The organism is Streptomyces qinglanensis (assembly GCF_900111245.1).
Lineage (GTDB): Bacteria > Actinomycetota > Actinomycetes > Streptomycetales > Streptomycetaceae > Streptomyces > Streptomyces qinglanensis.
Genome location: NZ_FOGO01000001.1, coordinates 930373 through 952918, shown reverse-complemented (window position 1 = coordinate 952918; position 22546 = coordinate 930373). Strand labels below are relative to the sequence as shown.

Sequence of the window (22546 nt, the reverse complement as noted above, 5' to 3'; positions counted from 1 at the left end):
CGCCTTCTGCTTAGCGAGCCGCGCTGAATCACCGCCGGTCCCCCTCCGCGGACCGGCATCGGCGCGGCTCCCCCTCCTGTGCGAGGGGTTTTTTCGTTTCAGGAGCGCTGGGCAGAGACGACCGATGGAGCTTTGAGGACGATGAGCGAGACGACCACCGCCGCCGAGAGCGCGGCCCCCCATCGCTACACGGCGGCCCTGGCCGCCGACATCGAGGCACGCTGGCAGGATTTCTGGGAGAAGCACGGCACCTACGAGGCGCCCAACCCCGGGGACGGCCCGCTGGGCGGCGACGCCGAGCAGGCCGCCAAGCCCAAAAAGTTCATCATGGACATGTTCCCGTACCCCTCGGGTGCGGGACTGCACGTCGGACACCCCCTCGGCTACATCGCGACGGACGTCTACGCCCGCTACGCGCGGATGACCGGGCACAACGTGCTGCACACGCTGGGCTTCGACGCCTTCGGGCTGCCCGCCGAGCAGTACGCCGTCCAGACCGGCACCCACCCGCGCACCTCGACCGAGGCCAACATCTCCCAGATGACGGCGCAGCTCCGCCGTCTGGGCCTGGGGCACGACCAGCGCAGGTCGTTCGCGACGATCGACCCCTCGTACTACCGCTGGACCCAGTGGATCTTCCTGCAGATCTTCAACTCCTGGTACGACGCCGAGGCGCGCACAGCGCGGCCCATCGAGGAGCTGGTCGAGCAGTTCGCCTCCGGCACCCGGGAGACCCCCGAGGGCTGGGGGGCGTGGCAGGAGCTGAGCGAGCGGGAGCGGGCCGACCTGCTGGGGGAGTACCGGCTGGCCTACGCCTCCGACGCGCCCGTCAACTGGAGCCCCGGCCTGGGCACCGTGCTGGCCAACGAGGAGGTCACCGCCGACGGCCGCTCCGAGCGCGGCAACTTCCCCGTCTTCAAGGCCGAGCTGCGGCAGTGGAACATGCGGATCACCGCCTACGCCGACCGGCTGCTGGAGGACCTGGAGGACCTGGACTGGCCCGAGGCGATCAAGCTGCAGCAGCGCAACTGGATCGGCCGCAGCGAGGGCGCCCGGATCGGTTTCCCCCTGGGGGACGCGGCCGTCGACGTCTTCACCACCCGCCAGGACACCCTGTTCGGCGCCACCTACCTGGTGCTGGCGCCCGAGCACCCGCTGGTCGGGACCGTCGTGCCGGAAGCCTGGCCCGAGGGCACCCACCAGGTGTGGACGGGCGGACACGCGACTCCTGCCGAGGCCGTGGCCGCCTACCGGGCGCAGGCGGAGGCCAAGTCCGACGTCGAGCGCCAGGCGGAGGCCAAGGACAAGACCGGTGTCTTCACCGGCGCCTACGCCACCCACCCGGTCACCCGGGAGCCCGTGCCGGTCTTCATCGCCGACTATGTGCTGATGGGGTACGGCACCGGCGCCATCATGGCCGTCCCCGCGCACGACCAGCGCGACTTCGAGTTCGCCCGCGCCTTCGAGCTGCCGATGCGCTGTGTCGTCGAGCCCACTGACGGCCGCGGGACGGACCCGGCCGACTGGCAGGAGGCGTTCAGCTCCTACGAGGCGGTGCTCGTCAACTCCCGTGCCGAGGGCGTCAGCCTGGACGGCCTGGGCGTCGGCGAGGCCAAGGAGCGGATGCGCCGCTGGCTGGAGCAGCACGGTCTGGGCGAGGGCACGGTCAACTACCGGCTGCGCGACTGGCTGTTCAGCAGGCAGCGGTACTGGGGCGAGCCCTTCCCGATCGTCTACGACGAGGACGGCATCGCCCACGGGCTGCCCGAGTCGATGCTGCCGCTGGAGCTGCCGGAGGTCGAGGACTACTCCCCGCGCACCTTCGACCCGGACGACGCGGACACCTCCCCGGAGACCCCGCTGTCCCGGAACGAGGAGTGGACTCGCGTCACCCTGGACCTGGGCGACGGCAAGGGTCCGCGCCGCTTCCGGCGGGAGACCAACACCATGCCCAACTGGGCCGGTTCCTGCTGGTACGAGCTGCGCTACCTGGACCCGCAGAACGACGAGAAGCTGGTCGACCCGCAGATCGAGAACTACTGGATGGGCCCGCGGGAGGGGCAGCCCAAGGGCGGTGTCGACCTGTACGTGGGCGGTGCCGAGCACGCCGTGCTGCACCTGCTCTACGCCCGCTTCTGGTCGAAGGTGCTGCACGACCTGGGGCACATCTCCTCCGTCGAGCCGTTCCACAAGCTGTACAACCAGGGCATGATCCAGGCGTTCGTCTACCGGGACGCGCGCGGCATCGCCGTACCCGCGGCGGAGGTGGAGGAGCGCGACGGCGCGTACTACTACCAGGGCGAGAAGGTCAGCCGGCTGCTGGGCAAGATGGGCAAGTCCCTGAAGAACGCCGTCACCCCGGACGAGATCTGCGGCGAGTACGGCGCCGACACCCTGCGGCTGTACGAGATGGCGATGGGGCCGCTGGACGTCTCCCGGCCCTGGGACACCCGCGCGGTCGTCGGCCAGTTCCGGCTGCTGCAGCGGCTGTGGCGGAACGCCGTGGACGAGACGACGGGCGAGCCGACCGTGGTCGACTCCGCACCGGACGAGGCGACCCTGCGTGCCCTGCACAAGGCGATCGACGGCATCGGCCAGGACATGGCCGCCCTGCGCTTCAACACCGCGATCGCCAAGCTCACCGAGCTGAACAACCACGTCACGAAGCTGCCCGAGGTCCCGCGCGGCGTCGCCGAGACCATGGTGCTGCTGGTGGCGCCGCTGGCTCCGCACATCGCCGAGGAGATGTGGCGCCGGCTGGGCCACGAGGAGTCCGTCGTCCACGAGGACTTCCCCGTGCCCGACCCCGCCTACCTGGTGGACGAGACCGTCACCTGCGTGGTGCAGGTCAAGGGCAAGGTCAAGGCCCGGCTGGAGGTGGCGCCGTCCGTCTCCGAGTCCGAACTGGAGGCGCTGGCACTGGCCGAGCCGGTGATCGTGAAGGCGCTGGGCGGTGCCGAGGTCCGCAAGGTGATCGTCCGGGCGCCCAAGCTGGTCAACATCGTTCCGGCGTAGCGTCGGCCGGCCGGAACGACCGGGAACGGCGGCCGACTGGGAACGGCGGCCGACTGGGAACGGCGGCCGACTGGGAACGGCCGGGCCGCGGCGCGGTCGGCCGGTCACGGCCGGGCGAGCGACCCCTACGGGACGTCATGGGGGCGGATCCGGGTTCCGCGGAACCCGGATCCGCCCGCGCCCGTTTACGCTGAACAGAGAAGGGGCGACGGACGACGGACGACTAAGGAGCGACCTGTGGACGTGGGAGTCGTCATCGGCTTGATGTTCGTGCTCGCCGTTTTCATCTTCGGCACGATCATCACGCTGCGTGTCGTGCGAGCCGTCAAGCGCGGGGTGGAGCGCACCGGGGCGCAGGTGCGGCGCACGACGGAGGAGACCCTGCTCAAGGCCCGCTCGGCACAGCCCGGTCCGGTCGGCCAAGCGGCCCGCATCCGGCTGGAGTTGCGCTCCTCGATCGACAGCACACGGGCGGCCCTGGAGGCCGACGCTCAGCGCGACCCGGGCCTCCGCGAAGCCGTCGACCTCCTCGACAGCCTGCACGAGCACGCGCGCCACCTGGACCGGGAACTGCGCGCGCTGATGGAGCGCGAGCCGGACCACTCCCGCATCGCCGCCCGGTTGCCGGAGGCGCGCGAACGCATGCGGCACATCAAGGAGTCCGCGGACTCGCTGCGCTACGCCGCCCAGGACCGGGCGCGCCGGTTCGACGCCGAGGAGCTGGGCGCTCTGCGGGACCGCATCGACATCGAGTCCGGTGCGCTGCGCCACTGGACGCCGAGCCCCTCCGGTCCGCGGTCGGCCGCCGACGCCGCTGCCGAGGGCTCCTCCGCCGGGGAGGCCGCGGCCGACCGCCACGCGGGACCTTCCGCGCCGGATGCCCACGCGGAGCAGCAGGAGGCACAGGAGGGGCGGCAGAAGCCCGCACAGTCCGCCCGGCCCGAACTCGGACCGCCCGGGCAGGGCTCCGGCCTCTCGGCCGCCGACCTGACCGGCTCCGGCCTGACCGCCTCCGAGCCGACCGGCCGGGCGGCCGGCCGCAGGGACTCGACCGGGGTCTTCGAGAAGCGGCGGCCGCGGAACGCCTCCTGAGGCACTCCGTTCGCCCGCCCGATACCCTCCGTTCCATGCACGGCCCCCTCGCGATCGTCACGGATTCCACCGCCTACCTGCCTCCGGAGGCGCTGAGCAGGCACGGGATCGAAGCCGTGCCGCTGACCGTCGTCCTCGGCGACCGGGCCCTGGAGGAGGGGACGGAGATCTCCGCGCGGTCACTGGCCACCGCGCTGCGCGAGCGGCGCCCGGTCACCACCTCGCGGCCCAGCCCCGAGACGTTCGCCCGTACCTACCGGGCCGCCGCCGAGGCCGGCGCGGCGGGCGTCGTCTCGCTGCACCTGTCCGCCGAGTTCTCCGGCACCTACGACGCCGCGGTGCTGGCCGCCGCGCAGGCACCGGTTCCGGTGCGGGTGGTCGACACCGGAGTCGTGGCCATGGCACTGGGGTTCTGTGCGCTGGCCGCCGCGGAGGCCGCCGAGGCCGGTGCCTCGCTGGACGAGGCGGTGGCAGCCGCCGAGAAGCGTGCCGAGGGCATCTCCGCGGTCTTCTACGTCGACACCCTGGACTATCTGCGCAGGGGCGGCCGGATCGGCGCCGCCCAGGCGCTGCTGGGCTCCGCGCTCGCCGTCAAACCGCTGCTGGAGGTCGCGGACGGCCGGATCGGGATGCTGGAGAAGGTGCGGACGGCCTCCAAGGCCATCGCACGGCTGGAGGAGATCGTCGTGGAGCGCGCCGGGGACGCGCGAGTGGACGTCGCGGTGCACCACCTCGCCGCCGCCGAGCGCGCCGAACAGCTCGCCGAGCGCTTCCGGGCCCGGGTGCCCGGCCTGCGTGAGCTGCATGTGAGCGAGGTCGGCGCGGTCATCGGCGCCCACACCGGTCCGGGCCTGCTGGGAGCCGTGCTTTCCCTCGGATGAGTGAGCGAGTTGTCCACAACTCGCGGGTTGTCCACCGGAACTGGGCAAGATCATCGAAAGCTGCCGGGGCTGCCTACCGTCAGTGGGCATGAGCGAACGAGCAGTGCGAACAGTCACCACCCGGCCCCGTCGAGCAGCACCGCGGGAGCCGTGGGAGGCGTCGGGGGAAACGCCGTGGCAATCGCCGTGGCAATCGCCGGGGGAACTGCCGTGGGAACTGCCGGAGGAAGGCGGAAGCGTCCGGAGTCGCCGCGGAGAGCGGGACGGTGCGCCCCCGGACGGTGGAGGGGGCGGCGGATGCCGCGAAGAGCGGGGCGATGCGCCCCCGGACGGTCGGGGGGAGGCCGGACCACACGGAGACCAGGACGGTGGACGGGACGCGCCGCGGGAGCCGCACGCGGCCGGCGCCGCGGCCGAGCCACCGCGCACGGGTGGTCGCCCCCGGCGCCCGTCGCGGCGCCGACCGCCCCGGGGTCCAGGGGCCGCTCCCGGCCCCCGTCCGACCCGGCGGGGTACGCACCGGCTGCCGCGGCGCCGGGTGCGCCCATCGGGCGCGGGGCCCCGCGCGGCGGCCCGCGCCCGGTCGCTGCTGACCGAGCAGCCCCACGCCAGTACCGAGCCTCCCGGTCCCGACCCCGGGGACCGGCCGCCGAGCGGGCGGCACCCCGCCGACAGTCACGGCGCCGCTCCCCCGGATCTCCGCGGACCCGCCGTCGAACCGGGCACCGGCGACCCGTGCGTCACCGAACCCGACGCCGCTGTCATGCCGCGTGCCGAGGCCGTTGCCATGGCGCGTTCGGCCGTGCGGCGCAGCAGGGAGCACAGGTCCCGACGTGAAGTCCCGGAGGACCCGGCCGGTTCGCAGAGTCCGCGGGAGCTCGCGCCGCAGCCCGGACTCGGACCGGGCGAAGGCATCGAGCGCCGCGACACCTCCTTCCGCGACAACCCCGTCACCGAGCGGCGGGACCGGCCGGGAACGGATCCGCTGGTCTCGTTCCCGCGCCCTTCCCCGGGCCCGTCTCCTTCCCCGAGCGGTTCTCCGGGCCCGTCCGCGTCTCCCGACCCGCCCCCGCCCCCGCCCGCCGCTCCGGCCTCGGGCCCCGTCCCGCCCCCGGACCCCGCCCCGGCCCTGCCCGCGCGCGAGCGCTGGAGGCTTGCGCTGGCGGAGCGTATGCCGGTCTGGCTGCGGGTGCGCTGCGGTATGGAGCCGAAGACGCTGGTCGCGCTCTGTCTGGTGCTGCTGGTCGGACTCGGCTTCGCGGTCCACCACTTCTGGACGGGCCGGCCGCAGGGCGTCCCCGTCCCCGGCGTGTCCGGCCCGTCCGGTGCGCCTGACGCGGCCGCCGCACGTCCTGGGGAGAGCGGTGGGCCCTCGACGGCTCCTGTCGCCGGTGGTGCGGCACCCAGCGGCGGGCTGGTGGTGGATGTGTCCGGGAAGGTGCGCGAGCCCGGGCTCCAACGGCTGCCCGGCGGCTCGCGCGTGGCCGATGCGCTCGAGGCCGCCGGGGGGTTGCGCAAGGGTGCGGACACCGAGGGACTGAACCAGGCCCGGCTGCTGGTCGACGGCGAGCAGATCGTCGTGGGCGAGCCGGGCCGGTCCCGAACCGCCGGGAGCGCCGCCCCGGGCGGTGGTGCCCCGGGGCCCGCAGGCGCGGGCGGCCCCTCGGGTGCCATGGTCAGCCTCAACTCGGCCACCCGGGAGCAGTTGGAGACGTTGCCGGGCGTCGGGCCGGTCCTGGCACAGCACATCGTGGACTACCGCACGCAGCACGGCGGGTTCCGCTCGGTCGATCAGCTCAAGGAGGTCAACGGCATCGGGGAGAAGCGGTTCGCGGACATCCAGCCGCAGGTGACGCCGTGAGCCGATGCCGAGCGGCCGCCGGAACGCAGGGCGGTCCGTCTCCGGGCGCGCCACCGCCCGGTCCCCGGAGCGCCGCCGACGGGGCGCCCGCCCCGGATCGTGCGGCTGCCGGCCGGCCGGTGCGGGAAGGGGGAGAGCCCCCGGATCTGCGGCTGGTGCTGCCCGCCGGAGCGGCGTGGGCGGCGGCGGCCTTGGCTCTGGGCGCCTCGGCGGAGCAAGCGGTGGTCGGCGCCGTCCTCTGCGCTGCCGCCGGGCTGGCCCTGCTGGCCGGGGCCCTCCGGCGCCGCGGCTCCGCGACCCCGTCGGACGCCGGGCCGGGACGCGGGTCCGGCGAGTGCGGCTCGCCCGCGGTGCGGGGCGCCGCCGGACGCGGTCCAGGGCGGAAGGGGGCGGTGGGCCCTGCGCTCTCGGTGAGCGCTGCCGTGGCCCTGCTGTGCGCCGCGGCGGCGGGCGGAACGGCGGCACTGCACGCGGCCGATCTGCATCGGGGCCCGTTGCCCGGACTCGCCGCCGACCACGCGCGGGCGACGGTCGAGGTCACCGTCACCGAGGACCCGCGTCCCACGCGGCCCAGGACGCACGGTGCGCGGCAGCTTGCCGGGAGGGTGGTGGTCCGCGCCGACGCGGTCGCGGTGGCGGGCGCCTCCGGCGGCCGGACCCGTCTGCGGACGCCGGTGCTGCTGCTGGTCCGCCCCGAGCGGGACGGCGGTCCGGCCGGCCGGCGGCGGACCGGGGCGGCAGGCGCCCGGGAATCCGGCGGTGGCCGGGACGCGGACAGCGCGGCGCGCAGCGCGTGGCTGCGGCTGCTGCCCTCCACCCGGCTGCGGGTGGAGGCCGATCTGATGCCCCCTGCGCCGGGTGGGCGGGGCGGTCAGGACATCGCGGCGGTGCTGCGGGTGCGGTCCGGTCCGCCGCGGATCGTGGCGGGCCCCACCGCGGTCCAACGGGCAGCGGGCGGGCTGCGCGCCGGGCTCCGGGAGGCGAGCGAGGGACTGGACGGGGACGCACGAGGGCTGCTGCCCGGGCTGGTGGTCGGGGACACCTCCCGGCTGAGCCGGGAGCTGGCGGACGCCTTCCGGGCGGTGGACATGACACACCTGCTCGCGGTGAGTGGAAGCAACCTCTCGCTCATGTTGGCTCTTCTCATCGGTCCGCCCGGCCTCGCCCACCGGGCGGAGCGGCGGGGTCTCGCACCCCGGCTCGGCCTGCCGCTGCGGGCCACGGCGGTCGCGGCCGGGCTGCTGACACTGGGTTTCGTCGTGGTGTGCCGACCGGACCCGAGCGTGCTGCGGGCGGCGGCCTGCGGGCTGATCACGGTGTGGGCGATCGGCACCGGGCGGCGGCGCTCGCTGCTGCCCGCACTGGCAGCGGCCGTACTGCTGCTGGTGTGCTACGACCCTTGGCTGGCCCGGGACTTCGGGTTCCTGCTCTCCGTGCTGGCCACGGCGTCCCTGCTGACGGTGGCGCCGCGCTGGTCGGCGGCGCTGCGGCGGCGCGGCTGGCCCGGCAGGGCGGCGGAGGCACTGGCCGCCGCGGCCGCGGCGCAGGCCGCCTGCGCGCCCGTGGTGGTGGTGCTGGCGGCGCATGTGAGTCTGGTCGCGGTGCCGTGCAATCTGCTGGCCGAGTTCGCGGTCGCACCGGCCACGGTGCTGGGATTCGCCGCGCTCGCGGCGGCCCCGGTGGCCATGCCCGCGGCGGAGGGGCTCGCCTGGCTGGCGGGGTGGCCGGCGAGTGCCGTCGCCGGTGTCGCGCGCACGGGCGCCGGCCTGCCGGGCGCGGAGATCGGCTGGCCGGGAAGCTGGACGGGCGCGCTGGGGCTGGCGGCCGTGCTGGCCGGGGCGCTGGCGGTGCTGCGCATCTCCGCCGCGTGCCGCCCCTGGCTCGGGGTCGCCTGCGTGCTGGGGGTGCTGGTGGCGGTGCTGCGGCCGGTTCCGCTGGTGCGGCCGTTCACCGGGTGGCCCCCGACGGGCTGGCGGATGGTGGCCTGCGATGTCGGACAGGGAGACGCGCTGGTGCTCGCGCTGGACGGCGAGCGGGGCGGCACCGGTGGGGCGGTCGTGGTGGACGCGGGGCCCGAACCCGCCGCTGTGGACCGGTGCTTGCGTGCTCTCGGGGTGCGCAGCGTTCCGCTGGTCGTCCTGACCCACTTCCATGCCGACCATGTGGCCGGGCTCCCCGGAGTGCTGCGCGGGCGGAGCGTCGGGGAGATCCGCACGACCGCGCTGGCGGAGCCGCCCGGCCAGGCGGCGTTCGTGCGCGGCGTCGCCCGGGGTGCGGGAGTGCCGGTACGCCTCTCGCACGCCGGGGAGCGGCAGCGTGCCGGAGACCTGCGGTGGGAGGTGGTGTGGCCTCCGCCGGACCCCGCGGACGGGGGTGCTGCCGGAAGCGCTGCCGGTGGCGGCGGAACCGATGGGGACGGGGCCAACGACGCCAGCGTCACCCTGCTCGTCCGCACGGCGGGCCTCCGCCTCTTCCTCCCCGGCGACCTCGAACCCGAGGCGCAGCAGGCGCTGCTGGCCGCGCGGCCCGATCTGCCGCGGGTGGACGTGCTCAAGGTCGCACACCACGGTTCGCGCTTCCAGGCCCCGGCCTTGCTGCGGCGGCTCCGTCCCCGGGTGGCGCTGGTCTCGGCGGGCCGGGAGAACCCGTACGGGCACCCCGCGCCCGAGACGCTGGCCGCACTGTCCGCCGCGGGTGCCCTCGTGGCGCGCACGGACCGGCACGGGGCGCTGGCGCTGACCCGGCGCCCGGACGGCACTCCCGCCGTGGTGACCCGGCGGGGCACCCCGGGCTCCGCCGATGCCCCCGGGCGTCCTGCGGCGGCCCCCGGCGGGCGGGTCAGTCCCGCTCCAGCCAGCCCTCGTGCGCTGCCGCGACCTCTTCCAGCAGGGCGGGATCGCAGACGGCGGGCGGATCTTCGAGCACCACCAGCCACTGGGCGTCCTCGGCGTCGTCCTCTCCGGCGAGGGCGTCGCGGACGAGTTCGGGCTCCTCGGCGAGTCCGAGGCGCTCCTCCAGCGTCGCGGCGACCTCTTCGGCCGCCTCCCGGTCGGGCAGCACCAGCACATGCCGTACGTCGTTCACCGGGGCATTCTCTCAACCGTGCCCGACGGTCGGCTCCGGCCCCGCCCTGGCAGCCGACCGCAGACTCCGCCTGCCGTCCACCGTCCCCCGTCCTCCGGCCCCGGCACCCGTTCTCCGAGTCGGTTTTCCGATGCCTGATCCGTCTCCAGGACCCGGTACGCCCCCGGTCCCGGTCCCTTCTTCGGCACTGTCCCGGCCTTCGGTCGCCTTCGGTCGCCTTCGGTCCGCCACCGGCGCTCCGGCTTCCCGGGCCCTGTACCGGTCCCGCTCGCATCCGCATCCGCATCCGCATCCGCGACCCGGATCCGGGTCGCGGATGTCCCGGTCCCGGGCTCGGAGCCGCGTTCCCGTGAGCCGGTGGCGCCGGTTCCAGGCCCCGGCTGTCCGGCCACCGCCAGGCGGGCCCCGCTGTCCCCGGAGGCGCGCGTGCACCGGGTCGGAGAAGTGGACGGTGGGGGATCTTCGGGCCGTTGTGTCGGTGCGGCGTGGGATGCTGTCCGCGATGGCTGGTACGCGTAAGAAGACCTCGGACGATCCGCTCGCGCCCGTGACCGTGGCGGTGGGGCAGGAAGAGCTGCTCATCGAGCGAGCCGTGCGGGCGGTGATCGATGCCGCACGGGCCGCGGACGCGGACACGGACGTGCGGGATCTGGCGCCCGGCGAGCTCCAGCCCGGCACGCTGGCCGAGCTGACCAGCCCCTCGCTCTTCGCCGAGCGGAAGGTCGTCGTGGTGCGCGCTGCGCAGGACCTCGCCGCGGAGACGGTCAAGGACGTGAAGGCGTATCTGACGGCGCCGGTGGAGGAGATCACCCTGGTGTTGGTGCACCCGGGCGGTGCCAAGGGCAAGGGGCTGCTGGACGCGGCGCGGAAGGCGGGTGCGCGCGAGGTCGAGTGCCCGAAGATGACCAAGCCCGCGGACCGGCTCGCGTTCGTCCGGGGCGAGTTCCGTGCCCTGGGGCGGTCGGCGACGTCCGAGGCGTGCCAGGCGCTGGTGGACGCCATCGGCAGCGATCTGCGTGAGCTGGCCTCGGCCTGCCGGCAGCTCACCGCCGATGTCGAGGGCACCGTCGACGAGGCGGTGGTCGGCCGCTACTACACCGGCCGGGCCGAGGCGTCCAGTTTCACCGTCGCCGACCGGGCGGTCGAGGGGAGGGCCGCCGAGGCACTGGAGACGTTGCGCTGGGCGGTCGCCACGGGAGTGGCACCGGTGCTGATCACCAGCGCGCTGGCACAGGGGGTGCGGGCCATCGGCAAGCTGGCCGGGGCGCCGCGCGGGGCGCGGCCGGGCGACCTCGCGCGGGAGCTGGGCATGCCTCCGTGGAAGATCGACCGGGTGCGTCAGCAGACCCGAGGCTGGACGCCGGACGGCGTGGCCGCCGCGCTGCGCGCCGTCGCCGCGGCGGACGCGGCCGTCAAGGGCGGCGGGATGGATCCGGAGTACGCGCTGGAGAAGGCCGTCGTCACCATCGCGAGCGCCGCCCGCTCCCGCTGAACCGCACCCGGGGTCCGTCGTCGCCGTTCCCGAGGGCTTGCGCGCGTCCGCCCTGCACCTCCCGGCGCTACGGGACGGGCGGCCCGGATCCGGCATGTGCCGTCGTCCGCACACCGCGAAGGCCGACAGGACAGCCGACAGGACAAAGGCCCCGCCCGAGCCCTGGGGAGGGGCTGGGGCGGGGCCTTCGCTGTCTGTCCGGTGCGCCGCACCCGCGTGGCGAACGCAGGCCGCGTGCGGCGCCCTGTCTCAAGCGGTTGCTCGGGCGGACGGCGGATGAGAGGGCCCGCCACATGTCGTCCGAGCGGTCAGTCCGAGCGGTCAGGGAGACCGACGAGCTGCAGAGTGCTGCGAGAGGGCGGTCAGCCCTTCAGGGTGGCCACGTGCTTGGCCAGCGCGGCCTTCTTGTTGGCCGCGTTGTTCTTGTGCAGGACACCCTTGCTGGCGGCCTTGTCGAGCTTCCGGGCGGCGACCTGCTGCGCCTCGGCCGCCTTGGCGGCGTCACCGGCGGAGACGGCCTCGCGGGTGCGACGGATCGCGGTCTTCAGCTCGGACTTCACGGCCTTGTTGCGCTGCCGGGCCTTCTCGTTGGTCTTGATCCGCTTGATCTGGGACTTGATGTTCGCCACGAATGAGCCTTTGCGGTTCGGAGTTTTCAAACGCTGGTGCCGAGCAGGCACCCTTCAGTGCCACAAGGCACAGTCGGTCAGGCTACCAGCCGGGGCAGCACCCCTCCCAATCCGGTCCGTGCCCCGTGCGCATGGGACCATGGGATGCGACACATCCGTCTCGACGGGCCCGCACCGGGCCGCCGAAGGTGTTCGAGACCTCGCCGAAAGATTCCGACAGCCCGAAACCGACAGGCCAGAACCGACAGGACACTGCGTGCCCGCGACCCCAACGAACGCGCCGGAGCCGAGCCGTACCGACCCGGCGCTGATCCGTAACTTCTGCATCATCGCGCACATCGACCACGGCAAGTCCACGCTTGCCGACCGGATGCTCCAGCTCACCGGCGTCGTGGACAAGAGGCAGATGCGTGCGCAGTACCTCGACCGTATGGACATCGAGCGCGAGCGGGGCATCACGATCAAGTCCCAGGCCGTGCGGATGCCCTGGGCCCCGACGCACGACGCGTCCACCCCGCACGTCCTGAACATGATCGACACCCCCGGGCACGTGGACTTCACCTACGAGGTCTCCCGCTCGCTCGCGGCCTGCGAGGGGTGCATCCTGCTGGTGGACGCCGCGCAGGGGATCGAGGCGCAGACCCTCGCCAACCTCTACCTGGCGATGGAGCACGACCTCACGATCATCCCCGTGCTGAACAAGATCGACCTGCCCGCGGCGCAGCCGGAGAAGTTCGCCGCCGAGCTGGCGCACCTCATCGGCTGCGAGCCCACTGACGTGCTGCGCGTCTCGGCCAAGACCGGCGAGGGCGTCGAGGAGCTGCTGGACCAGGTCGTGCGCCAGGTCACCCCGCCGACCGGGAACGCGCAAGCGCCGGCCCGCGCGATGATCTTCGACTCGGTCTACGACGCGTACCGCGGTGTGGTCACCTACATCAAGGTCGTCGACGGGATGCTCGGCAGGCGCGAGCGGATCCGGATGATGTCCACCGGGGCCACTCACGAGCTGCTGGAGATCGGCGCGAACTCGCCGGAGATGACGCCTGCCGACGGGCTGGGCGTGGGCGAGGTCGGCTATCTGATCACCGGCGTGAAGGATGTCCGCCAGTCCAAGGTGGGGGACACCGTCACGCTGCTGGCCAAGGGCGCCGAGGAGCCGCTGCCCGGCTACAAGGACCCCAAGCCGATGGTGTTCTCGGGGCTGTACCCGCTGGACGGCTCCGACTACCCCGAGCTGCGCGACGCCCTGGACAAGCTGCTGCTCAACGACGCCGCGCTGACCTACGAGCCGGAGACGTCCGCGGCGCTGGGCTTCGGCTTCCGGGTGGGCTTCCTGGGGCTGCTGCACCTGGAGGTGATCCGGGAGCGGCTGGAGCGGGAGTTCGGCCTCGATCTGATCGCCACGGCGCCCAACGTGATCTACCGCGTGGAGATGGAGGACGGCACCGAGCACGTGGTGACCAACCCCAGCGAGTTCCCCACCGGGAAGACCGCCACGGTGCACGAGCCGGTGGTGCGGGCGACGCTCATCGCGCCCAGCGAGTTCATCGGCGCGATCATGGAGCTGTGCCAGTCGCGGCGCGGCTCCCTGCAGGGCATGGACTACCTGTCCGAGGACCGGGTGGAGCTGCGGTACACGCTGCCGCTCGCGGAGATCGTCTTCGACTTCTTCGACGCCCTGAAGTCCAAGACCCGCGGCTACGCCTCGCTGGACTACGAGCCGACCGGCGAGCAGACAGCCGACCTGGTCAAGGTCGACATCCTCCTCCAGGGCGACAAGGTGGACGCGTTCTCCGCGATCGTGCACAAGGAGAAGGCGTACTCCTACGGCACCCGGATGGCGAACAAGCTGCGGGAGCTGATTCCCCGGCAGCAGTTCGAGGTGCCCATCCAGGCGGCTGTCGGCGCCCGCATCATCGCCCGCGAGACGATCCGCGCGATCCGCAAGGACGTCCTGGCCAAGTGCTACGGCGGTGACATCTCGCGGAAGCGGAAGCTGCTGGAGAAGCAGAAGGAAGGCAAGAAGCGGATGAAGGTCGTCGGGCGGGTGGAGGTGCCGCAGGAGGCGTTCATCGCGGCGCTCTCCAGCGACGACTCCGGCGGCGACGCCAAGGCCAAGGCCAAGAAGTAGCCCGGCGGGCGGAGACGGCGGGCGGAGGCGGCCGGTCCGCACACCGGCCGCCTCGGGCCCGCCGCACTGCCGCCGAGAGCCTCGCCGAGGGGCCCCGTCGAGAGCCCCGCCGACGGTCCTGTCGGCGGCTCGGTCGGCGGTGTCCGTGTGCGCTCCGCAGCAGCCCCCTTACGTAGCGGTAGACCCCTTACGTAAGGGGGCTGCTGCCTTTACTCTGATCACTGCTCAGTAGTTACTCGTGAGTCAATAAGCGCGAGCCGACACGCAGCAGGACGAGAAGCAGGACGACGAAGCAGGACGCGGGTCCCGGAGGATGTCGTGAGCGACACACAGTCCCTGATCGAGAACCGGCCGCCTTCCGTGGCCACGCTCTTCCTGGAGCGGGTCGAGGCCACACCCGACGCGGAGGCGTACCGTTATCCGGTGATCCGGCCCGCGGGCGACGGCGAGGGCCCGGACGAGTGGCGCTCCTACAGTTGGCGCGAGGCGGCCGAGCGGGTGTTCTCGATCGCGGCGGGGCTCATGGACCTGGGGGTGCGCCCCGAGGAACGGGTCGGCATCGCCTCCAGCACCCGGATCGAGTGGATCCTCTCCGACCTGGGCATCCTGTGCGCGGGCGCCGCCACCACCACCGTCTACCCCAGCACCAACGACTCCGAGACGGCCTACATCCTCGCCGACTCCGACAGCAAGGTGCTGATCGCCGAGGACGCCGACCAGCTCGCCAAGGTCCGTGCGCACCGGGACGAGTTGCCGAACCTGGCGCATGTGGTGCTCGTCGACGGCGAGCCCGGGGCGGAGGACGCGGCGGGGGACTGGGCGCTGAGCTTCGCGGAGCTGGAGCGGCGGGGCGCCGCCTACCGGGAGAAGCACCCCGACGCCATCACCGAGACGGTGCAGGGACTGCGCTCGGACCAGTTGGCCACCCTCATCTACACCTCCGGTACGACCGGAAAGCCGAAGGGCGTCCGGCTGGCGCAGGACGCCTGGTCGTACATGGCCCGCGCGGTGCCGCAGACGGGCCTGCTGAACAGTGACGACGTGCAGTACCTGTGGCTGCCGCTGGCGCACGTGTTCGGCAAGATGCTGATCTCCGTGCAGATCGACTCCGGACACGTCATCGCGGTGGACGGCCGGGTCGACAAGATCATCGACAATCTGCCGGTCGTCCAGCCGACGAAGATGTGCGCGGTGCCGCGGATCTTCGAGAAGGTCTACAACGGCGTCGCGCAGAAGGCGCGGGCCGGCGGCGGCGCCAAGTACAAGATCTTCCAGTGGGCGGCCGAGGTGGCCCGCGAGTACGCGCGGACGACGCAGGACAACCAGCGCCGCACCGGGGTGCCGGACGCGCCGACCGGGCTCAAGGTCAAGCACGCGCTGGCCGACCGGCTCGTCTACAGCAAGCTGCGGGACGCGTTCGGCGGCCGGATGGTCGGCTGCGTCTCCGGTTCGGCCGCGCTCGCACCCGACCTGGGCTACTTCTTCGCGGGTGCGGGCATCCCGGTCCTGGAGGGCTACGGGCTCACCGAGTCGTCCGCCGCCAGCTTCTGCAACCGCACCGACAACTTCCGCACCGGCACCGTCGGCAAGCCGATGCCCGGCACCGAGGTGCGGATCGCGGACGACGGCGAGATCCTGCTGCGCGGCCCCGGCATCATGCAGGGGTACCACGGGCTGGCGGACAAGACCGCCGAAGTGCTGGAGGAGGACGGCTGGTTCCACACCGGCGACATCGGCGAGCTGTCGGACGACGGCTACCTGCGGATCACCGACCGCAAGAAGGACCTGATCAAGACCTCCGGGGGCAAGTACATCGCGCCCGCCGAGGTGGAGGGCCAGTTCAAGGCGATCTGCCCGTACGTCTCCAACATCCTGGTGCACGGCGCGGGCCGGAACTACTGCACCGCCCTGATCACACTGGACGAACCGGCGATCACGGCGTGGGCGGCGGACCACGAGGACCTCAAGGGCAAGCCCTACGCCGAGGTGGTCGCCTCCGAGCAGGTGCGCGCCCTGGTGGACGGCTATGTCGAGCAGCTCAACGCAGGACTCCAGCGCTGGCAGACGGTCAAGAAGTTCCGGGTCCTGCCGCGCGACCTGGACATCGAGCACGGTGAGCTGACGCCCAGCCTGAAGATGAAGCGCCCGGTGGTGGAGCGGGAGTACGGCGAGCTGATCGAGGAGATGTACGAGGGCACGCGCGAACGCTGAGGCCCCCCGGGCCGCATGCCGCGCCCCGCAGCCCGCCGGGCGGCGCGGCAGCCGCCCGCCCCTCGGCAGCGGCCGGGTCCGCGGAGCGGTGGCCGTCAGGATCCGCGTCCCCCGTACGAGGACGCGGCCGGGGCGGCCACGTCGCGGGCCGGCCGCGTGCTGTGGGCCGGGCCGGCCGCGTGCTGTGGGCGCATCCGCCTGCCGCCGGACGGAGCCCCACCGTCGGCAGTCGGCCGGTGAAGCCGTCAGGGAAGCGGTGCGACCGGCCGCCTTCGCGGTGCGGATCGCGGAAGAGGGACATCACGGACACCGTGGCGCGTGCCACCCAGGCGCCGAACGGTTCGGGCACACAATCCGCCGCCCCCGCCGCGCACCGGGCGGCCGGCGTATCCCGGGCCCGTGCCGTGGTCCCGGGCCCGGTCGGCAAGAAGCTCGGGGCGTGACCGGTGTGCTCGCCGCGCCTGATGCGCTGTGTGCTGTCTCGAAACCGTCCACCCCGGGCGTCACCGCGTCCAGCAGCGCCGGCGCGAACTCCTGCCGCAGCAGCGCCCGTCGATGTGGTCCTCGCTGCCCTGTCGGCTGTCGTGGTTCCGGCCGGTCGCGGGCCGAGCGCTGAGCGCTGAGCGCTGAGCGCCAACGGCCGAGCGCGGAGAAGAAGCAGAGTATCCGGCGGCCGGGCGATGTCAACCGCACACGGGCGCGAGCGGCGGTCTTCGGCCACCATTTCCGTGACTCGGCGCATATGAGCGGGCCCCTTCTGTCACCCTTGCTCTACCGCGCCGAGCGCGGTGAGGGAACGGCCGGGGGGTGTGTGCCCGGGAAAGGCCCGGGGAGGGTGTGCGATGAAGAGCGTGGACGAGGCGCGGATGGCGCAGATGGTGGAGACGAAGGGCAGCGCGGGGGCGGACACGGCGGTCGCGGGGCCACCGGTCGCGGCACGCGGTGGGGGCGGGATGCCGCATGCCGTGCGGACGGAACTGCCGGGGAACACGCTCGCCGCCGGTGCGGCCCGCCGCTTCGCCCGGGTGGCACTGGACCGCTGGGGGGTGCACGGCACCCCGGCGGACGACACGGTGCTGTTGGTCAGCGAACTGGTGACCAACGCGGTGGTGCACGCGGGCACATCGGTCGGCCTGGAGTGCCGCTATGCGGCGGGGGTCGTCTACGCGGAGGTGGCCGACCTTCACCCCGCCCGCCGGGTGGCCGCGCACGGTGAGGAGGGGCATGGCCTGCGGCTGGTCGGCGCGCTCGCCAAGGAGTGGGGTTTCAGCTACCGCAGGGACCGCAAGTCGGTGTGGTTCCAGCTCGGCACGGCCGTCCACCCTCCAGACGCCGACACCGACGCCGACGCCGACCCAGACGCGGACACTGACACTGACGCTCAGGCGGACACGGACACGGACACGGACACGGACACGGACACGGACACGCCAGCGGTCGCGGACGCCGTGAGGAATCCGGGCGCCGCACCGCGGAAGGACGCCGTACGGGACGGTCCGCGCGAGGCGTCCGGCGACAGCCTGTCGCGGAGTCCGCACTCGTGCCCGCACCCGGGCCCTGAGGGGCCGGGCGGCGCCGCGCCCGCCGCGCAGTGCCCGGCACCCCGGCTCCCGCACCGGGACTGGATGTGCAACGGCGCGCTCTCCTTCCTCGCCGAGGCGTCCGACCTGCTGGCCGGGCACACGGACGAGGACAAGGTCGCCTCGCTCGCCGGGCAGTTGATGGTGCCCCGCTTCGCCGACTGGTGCGCCGTGTGGCTGCGGGACGACGAACGCTCCCGGCTGCCCCGGCTGGCCCGGGTCTGGCACGCGCAGGAGGGCCGGATCGAGCAGTTGCGCGCCCGGCTCGCCGATGAACCGCCCGTCCCCGCACTCCGTGTGCTGCCGGGACAGGCGACCCCGTGGCGCTGGCCGGCGGGCGCCGCGGCGGGCGGCGGCAGCGGCGCCTCGGCCCGGTGCGATCTGGTCGTCGGCGGCCGCCCGGTCGGCACGCTGGTGATCGGGCGCGCCGGGCTGCTGCGGATACCGGACGAAGTGCTGGGCCTGGTGGAGGATTTCGCCCGCCGGGTGGCGCTCGCGGTGCTCTCGGCCCGCCGCTACGCGCTCCAGGAGAACATCAGCCGGATCCTCCAGCGCGGGCTGCTGCCCAGCGAGGAGATGCACGTCCCCGGCCTGGACACCGCGCTGGTCTACGAACCGGTCGGTGAGGGCACTTGGGCGGGCGGCGACTTCTACGACCTGCTGCGGTTGCCCGACGGCCGCTGGCGGTTCGCACTCGGTGACGTCTGCGGCAACGGCCCCGAGGCCGCTGTGGTCACCGGACTGGCCCGCCCGGTGCTGCGGCTGCTGGCCCGCGAGGGCCACTCCGTGCCCGAGACCCTGGACCGGCTCAACCGGGAGGTCGGTGAGCAGGCCCGGTTCCTGTCCGTCGTCTACGGGGAACTCGCTTTCCGCGACGGCCTGGTGGACTGCACGCTCACCTGCGCGGGGCATCCGCTGCCGCTCGTCCGGGATGCCGCGGGGCAGGTGCGGACCGCCGCGCTGCCCCAGTTACTCCTCGGGGTCGCCCAGCAGGTCAGCTACGAGTGCCAGTCCTTCACGCTGCACCCCGGCGACACGCTGCTGTGCGTCACCGACGGGGTGACCGAACGGCGCTGCGGCCGCCGGTTGTTCGACGACAGCGACGGACTGGCGGCCTGCTTCGCCGACTCCGCGGGGCTGGACGCGGGCGAGACGGCCGAGCGGCTGCGCCGGGCCGTGTACGCCTTCGCGCCGGATCTGCCCGCCGACGATCTGGCGATGCTGGTGCTGCGGCTGCCGGAGACCACCGGCGCCGCCGCCGTCGCGCGTACCGGCTGACCGACCGCACCGCATGGCGAGGCCGACACCGCATGGCGAGGCCGACACCGCATGGCGAGGCCGGGCACGGCGCGGCCGGGCAGCGCAGCGCACGCACTGCGGTGCCGCCCATCCCGTGCGCGCGGCGCCGCCTCGCACGGCACGCGGCGCGTCGGCTCAGTCCACCAGGTCCCGGACGACCGCGTCGGCCAGCAGGCGTCCGCGCAGCGTGAGCACGGCCCGGCCCGCCTCGTACGGGCCCGGTTCCAGCAGTCCGTCGGCGCGGGCCCGGGCGGCCGCCCGGGCGCCTTCGGGGGCCAGCAGCGAGAGGGGGCAGCCCCGGCGGAGCCGCAGCTCCAGCAGGATCCGCTCGACCCGCCGGTCCTCGTCGCCGAGCAGCTCCCGGCCCGCACCGGGTGAGCGGCCCTCGGCCAGCGCCCGCGCGTAGCCTGCCGGATGCTTGACGTTCCACCAGCGCACCCCGCCGACATGGCTGTGGGCGCCCGGCCCCGCGCCCCACCAGTCGGCGCCCGTCCAGTACAGCTCGTTGTGCCGGCACCGGGCGGCCGGATCGCCCGCCACCGCCCAGTTGGAGACCTCGTACCACTCCATACCTGCGGCGGTCAGCCGCTCCTCGGCGATCAGATAGCGGTCGGCGTGCACGTCGTCGTCGGTCATCGGCACCTCCCCGCGCCGCACACGCCGGGCGAGCCGGGTGCCCTCCTCCACGATGAGCGCGTACGCCGAGATGTGGTCCGGGCCCGCGGCCAGCGCGGCGTCCAGGGAGGCGCGCCAGTCCTCGTCCGTCTCGCCCGGCGTCCCGTAGATCAGATCCAGGTTCACGTGCGCGAAGCCCGCCTTGCGGGCCTCCGCGACGCACTCCTCCGGCCGGCCGGGCGTGTGGGTGCGCTCCAGCACCCGCAGCACGTGCTCGCGTGCGCTCTGCATGCCGAAGGAGATCCGGTTGAACCCCGCCTCCCGCAGCTCGGCCAGGTAGCCCGGGTCCACCGAGTCCGGGTTCGCCTCGGTGGTGATCTCGGCGTCCTCGGCCAGTCCGAACTCCTCCCGGACGGCCGCCAGCATGCGGGCCAGGTCGGCGGCGGGCAGCAGGGTGGGGGTGCCGCCGCCGACGAACACCGTCCCGACCCGGCGCGGATCCTCGCCCAGCACCCGGCGGGCCAGCCGGATCTCCTCGATGAGGCTGTGCGCGTAGTTCTCCTGGGAGGCGGCCACCGCGCCGTCGGCGCCGCGCAGCTCGGTGGCGGTGTAGGTGTTGAAGTCGCAGTAGCCGCAGCGGGTGGCGCAGTACGGGACGTGGATGTAGACGCCGAGCGGGCGGGCGCCGTCGGCGCCGCGGGTCAGCGTGTGCGGGGGGAGCGAACCGTCGTGCGGCACGGGCTCGCCGTCGGGCAGTGCGGAGGGCATCCGTCCATTGTCCCCGGTCCGCGTCCGGACCGGACAGCCGCCGGTCCGGAGCCCCGCACGGGCGGCCGGAGCCCGGGCGCCCGCACCTCCGCCGCCCCGGACCGACCCGGACCCGGACCCGGTCCTGACCGACCCGGACCCGGCCCTGACCGACCCGGACCCGGTCCTGACCGACCCGGGCCCGGTCCGGACCGGGCAGGTGCTGTCCGGACCGGTCAGGCGCCGTCCGGGGCCGTCACGAAGTCGATCAGTTCCTCCACGCGGCCCAGCAGCGCCGGCTCCAGGTCCTTGTAGCTGCGCACCCGGCCCAGGAGCTGCTGCCAGGCGGCACCGGTGTGCTCCGGCCAGCCGAGGGCGCGGCAGACCCCGGTCTTCCAGTCCTGGCCGTGCGGAACGCGCGGCCAGGCCCGGATGCCGGCCGACGCGGGCTTCACGGCCTCCCAGATGTCGATGTACGGGTGCCCCACCACCAGCACATGGTCTCCGCAGACCTCCGCCGCGATCCTGGACTCCTTCGAGCCGGGCACCAGGTGGTCCACCAGCACTCCGAGGCGGGCTCCGGGGCCGGGCGAGAACGCCTCCACGACGGCGGGCAGGTCGTCGACGCCCTCCAGGTACTCCACGACCACCCCCTCGATGCGCAGGTCGTCGCCCCACACCTGCTCGACCAGTTCGGCGTCGTGCCGCCCTTCGACGTAGATCCGCCCGGCGCGTGCCACCCGGGCCCGCGCCCCCGGTACGGCCAGCGAGCCGGAGGCCGTCCGCGGCCGCCCGGCCGGGGTGCCCGGGCCCCGCCCGCCACCGGGCGCCGGCCGCACCAGCGTCACCGTCCGCCCCTCCAGCAGGAAGCCCGCCACCGCCATCGGGAAGACCCGGTGCTTGCCGAAGCGGTCCTCGAGCGTGACGGTCGGGCCCTCGGCGGTCTTCTCGCACCGCACGACCGCCCCGCAGAACCCGGTGCTGACCTCCTCCACCACCAGGTCCGGCTCGGCGGCCACCTCCGGCACGGCTCGGGGCCGCTTCCACGGAGGGGTCAGGTCCGGATTGTCGTAACGGCTGCGCATGCCGCTCATTCTGCTACGTGCCCCGCGGCCCGCGGCCCGCTCTACGGCGCGGAGCGGCGCGCCAGCTCGTCCCGCTGCGTCCGTACGAACGCCGCGTCGACCAGCGCTCCGTGCCCCGGCACGTACACCGCGTCCTCGCCGCCCAGGGCCAGCAGCCGGTCCAGCGCGGCGGGCCAGCGGGCGAGGTGGGCGTCCGTGCCGGCCTGCGGCGCACCGGACTCCTCCACCAGGTCGCCGCAGAAGACGACGTCGGGGGAGCCGGGCACCAGGACGGCCAGGTCGTGTTCGGTGTGCGCGGGGCCGACGTTCACCAGCACGGCCTCCCGTCCGCCCAGGTCGAGGGTGAGCTGCCCGCTGACCGGATGGTGCGGGCGCACCAGCACGTCGGCCGCCTCGCCCGCCTCGTCCTCCAGCAGGCCGTGCGCGACGGCGTCGTCCCGGAGCACGTCGGTACTGCGGGCCAGCAGCTCGCGGACGCCGACGGCCGCGTACACCTGGGCGCCGGAGAAGACGGCGGTGCCGAAGACGTGGTCGAAGTGCGGGTGGGTGAGGACGATCCGCGTCACCCGGCACCCCAGCAGTGCGGCCACGTCCGCGCGGATCGCGGCGCCCTCCCGCAGGCTGGACCCGGTGTCGACGAGCAGTGCGCCGCTGTCCCCGGCGACGGCGCCGACCGTCGCGTCCCACTGCGGCAGCCTGCGCCGCAGCACCCCGGGGGCGAGCTGCTCCCAGCGGCTGTCGGCGGCCGACGGGTCCTGCCTGGCGTCTTCTGCGAACGGCTGCATGGGACGACGCTAACCGCAGCCCGGGCGCGGCGCTCTCGG

Annotated in this window: 13 protein-coding genes and 1 pseudogene; 9 read left to right on the top strand and 5 right to left on the bottom strand. The window is 74.0% G+C overall.

The window, feature by feature from the left end; all coding sequences use genetic code 11:
• The first annotated feature begins 141 nt into the window (after nt 1-141).
• From leuS to BMX65_RS04165, 5 genes and pseudogenes are all read left to right on the top strand, one after another.
• Entirely contained in the window at nt 142-3015 is a 2874-nt protein-coding gene (gene leuS / locus BMX65_RS04185; RefSeq protein ID WP_074998684.1) for a leucine--tRNA ligase, read from the top strand.
• Between the two features lie 237 nt (nt 3016-3252).
• Nucleotides 3253-4107, top strand: coding sequence for an FUSC family protein (locus tag BMX65_RS32690; protein ID WP_074998683.1), 855 nt, complete (start codon nt 3253-3255; stop codon nt 4105-4107).
• Nucleotides 4108-4142: 35 nt separating this feature from the next.
• Nucleotides 4143-4988, top strand: a complete 846-nt coding sequence (locus tag BMX65_RS04175) for a DegV family protein (RefSeq protein ID WP_074998682.1) — start codon at nt 4143-4145, stop codon at nt 4986-4988.
• A gap of 1171 nt (nt 4989-6159) precedes the next feature.
• On the top strand, nt 6160-6849 hold the full coding sequence (locus BMX65_RS33270; RefSeq protein WP_074998815.1) for a ComEA family DNA-binding protein: 690 nt from the start codon (nt 6160-6162) through the stop codon (nt 6847-6849).
• A 350-nt stretch (nt 6850-7199) separates the two neighbouring features.
• Nucleotides 7200-9608: pseudogene (locus tag BMX65_RS04165) on the top strand (ComEC/Rec2 family competence protein); the annotation flags it as partial.
• Nucleotides 9609-9687: 79 nt separating this feature from the next.
• On the opposite strand, the gene BMX65_RS33265 reads toward BMX65_RS04165, so the two are convergent.
• Complete coding sequence (locus BMX65_RS33265; RefSeq protein WP_162637622.1) at nt 9688-9933, bottom strand: hypothetical protein; 246 nt, start codon at nt 9931-9933, stop codon at nt 9688-9690.
• 502 nt (nt 9934-10435) lie between these two features.
• Between BMX65_RS33265 and holA the strand changes: the two genes are divergently transcribed.
• Nucleotides 10436-11425: a DNA polymerase III subunit delta gene (holA, locus tag BMX65_RS04160; RefSeq protein WP_218158009.1), complete on the top strand. Its 990-nt coding sequence runs from the start codon at nt 10436-10438 to the stop codon at nt 11423-11425.
• Nucleotides 11426-11787: 362 nt separating this feature from the next.
• Here holA and rpsT read toward each other — a convergent pair whose 3' ends face one another.
• On the bottom strand, nt 11788-12054 hold the full coding sequence (rpsT, locus tag BMX65_RS04155) for a 30S ribosomal protein S20 (RefSeq protein ID WP_074998680.1): 267 nt from the start codon (nt 12052-12054) through the stop codon (nt 11788-11790).
• A gap of 256 nt (nt 12055-12310) precedes the next feature.
• Here rpsT and lepA point away from each other — a divergent pair, with 256 nt between their 5' ends.
• The 3 genes from lepA (at nt 12311) to BMX65_RS04140 (ending at nt 19254) form a co-directional block, all read left to right on the top strand.
• On the top strand, nt 12311-14185 hold the full coding sequence (gene lepA, locus BMX65_RS04150) for a translation elongation factor 4 (RefSeq protein WP_074998679.1): 1875 nt from the start codon (nt 12311-12313) through the stop codon (nt 14183-14185).
• A 318-nt stretch (nt 14186-14503) separates the two neighbouring features.
• Nucleotides 14504-16396 carry an AMP-dependent synthetase/ligase gene (locus BMX65_RS04145; protein WP_074998678.1) on the top strand — a complete coding sequence of 631 codons (1893 nt, stop codon included), beginning with the start codon at nt 14504-14506 and terminating at the stop codon, nt 16394-16396.
• An 842-nt stretch (nt 16397-17238) separates the two neighbouring features.
• Nucleotides 17239-19254, top strand: a complete 2016-nt coding sequence (locus tag BMX65_RS04140) for a SpoIIE family protein phosphatase (protein WP_074998677.1) — start codon at nt 17239-17241, stop codon at nt 19252-19254.
• Nucleotides 19255-19410: 156 nt separating this feature from the next.
• Here the strand turns inward: BMX65_RS04140 and hemW are convergent, their stop codons facing one another.
• The 3 genes from hemW to BMX65_RS04125 all read right to left on the bottom strand — a co-directional run bounded on the left by hemW (nt 19411) and on the right by BMX65_RS04125 (nt 22507).
• Complete coding sequence (gene hemW, locus BMX65_RS04135) at nt 19411-20658, bottom strand: radical SAM family heme chaperone HemW (RefSeq protein WP_074998676.1); 1248 nt, start codon at nt 20656-20658, stop codon at nt 19411-19413.
• A 215-nt stretch (nt 20659-20873) separates the two neighbouring features.
• Nucleotides 20874-21722, bottom strand: a complete 849-nt coding sequence (locus tag BMX65_RS04130) for a DUF3097 domain-containing protein (RefSeq protein ID WP_074998675.1) — start codon at nt 21720-21722, stop codon at nt 20874-20876.
• A 41-nt stretch (nt 21723-21763) separates the two neighbouring features.
• Complete coding sequence (locus BMX65_RS04125; protein ID WP_074998674.1) at nt 21764-22507, bottom strand: MBL fold metallo-hydrolase; 744 nt, start codon at nt 22505-22507, stop codon at nt 21764-21766.
• Between the last annotated feature and the right edge of the window lie 39 nt (nt 22508-22546).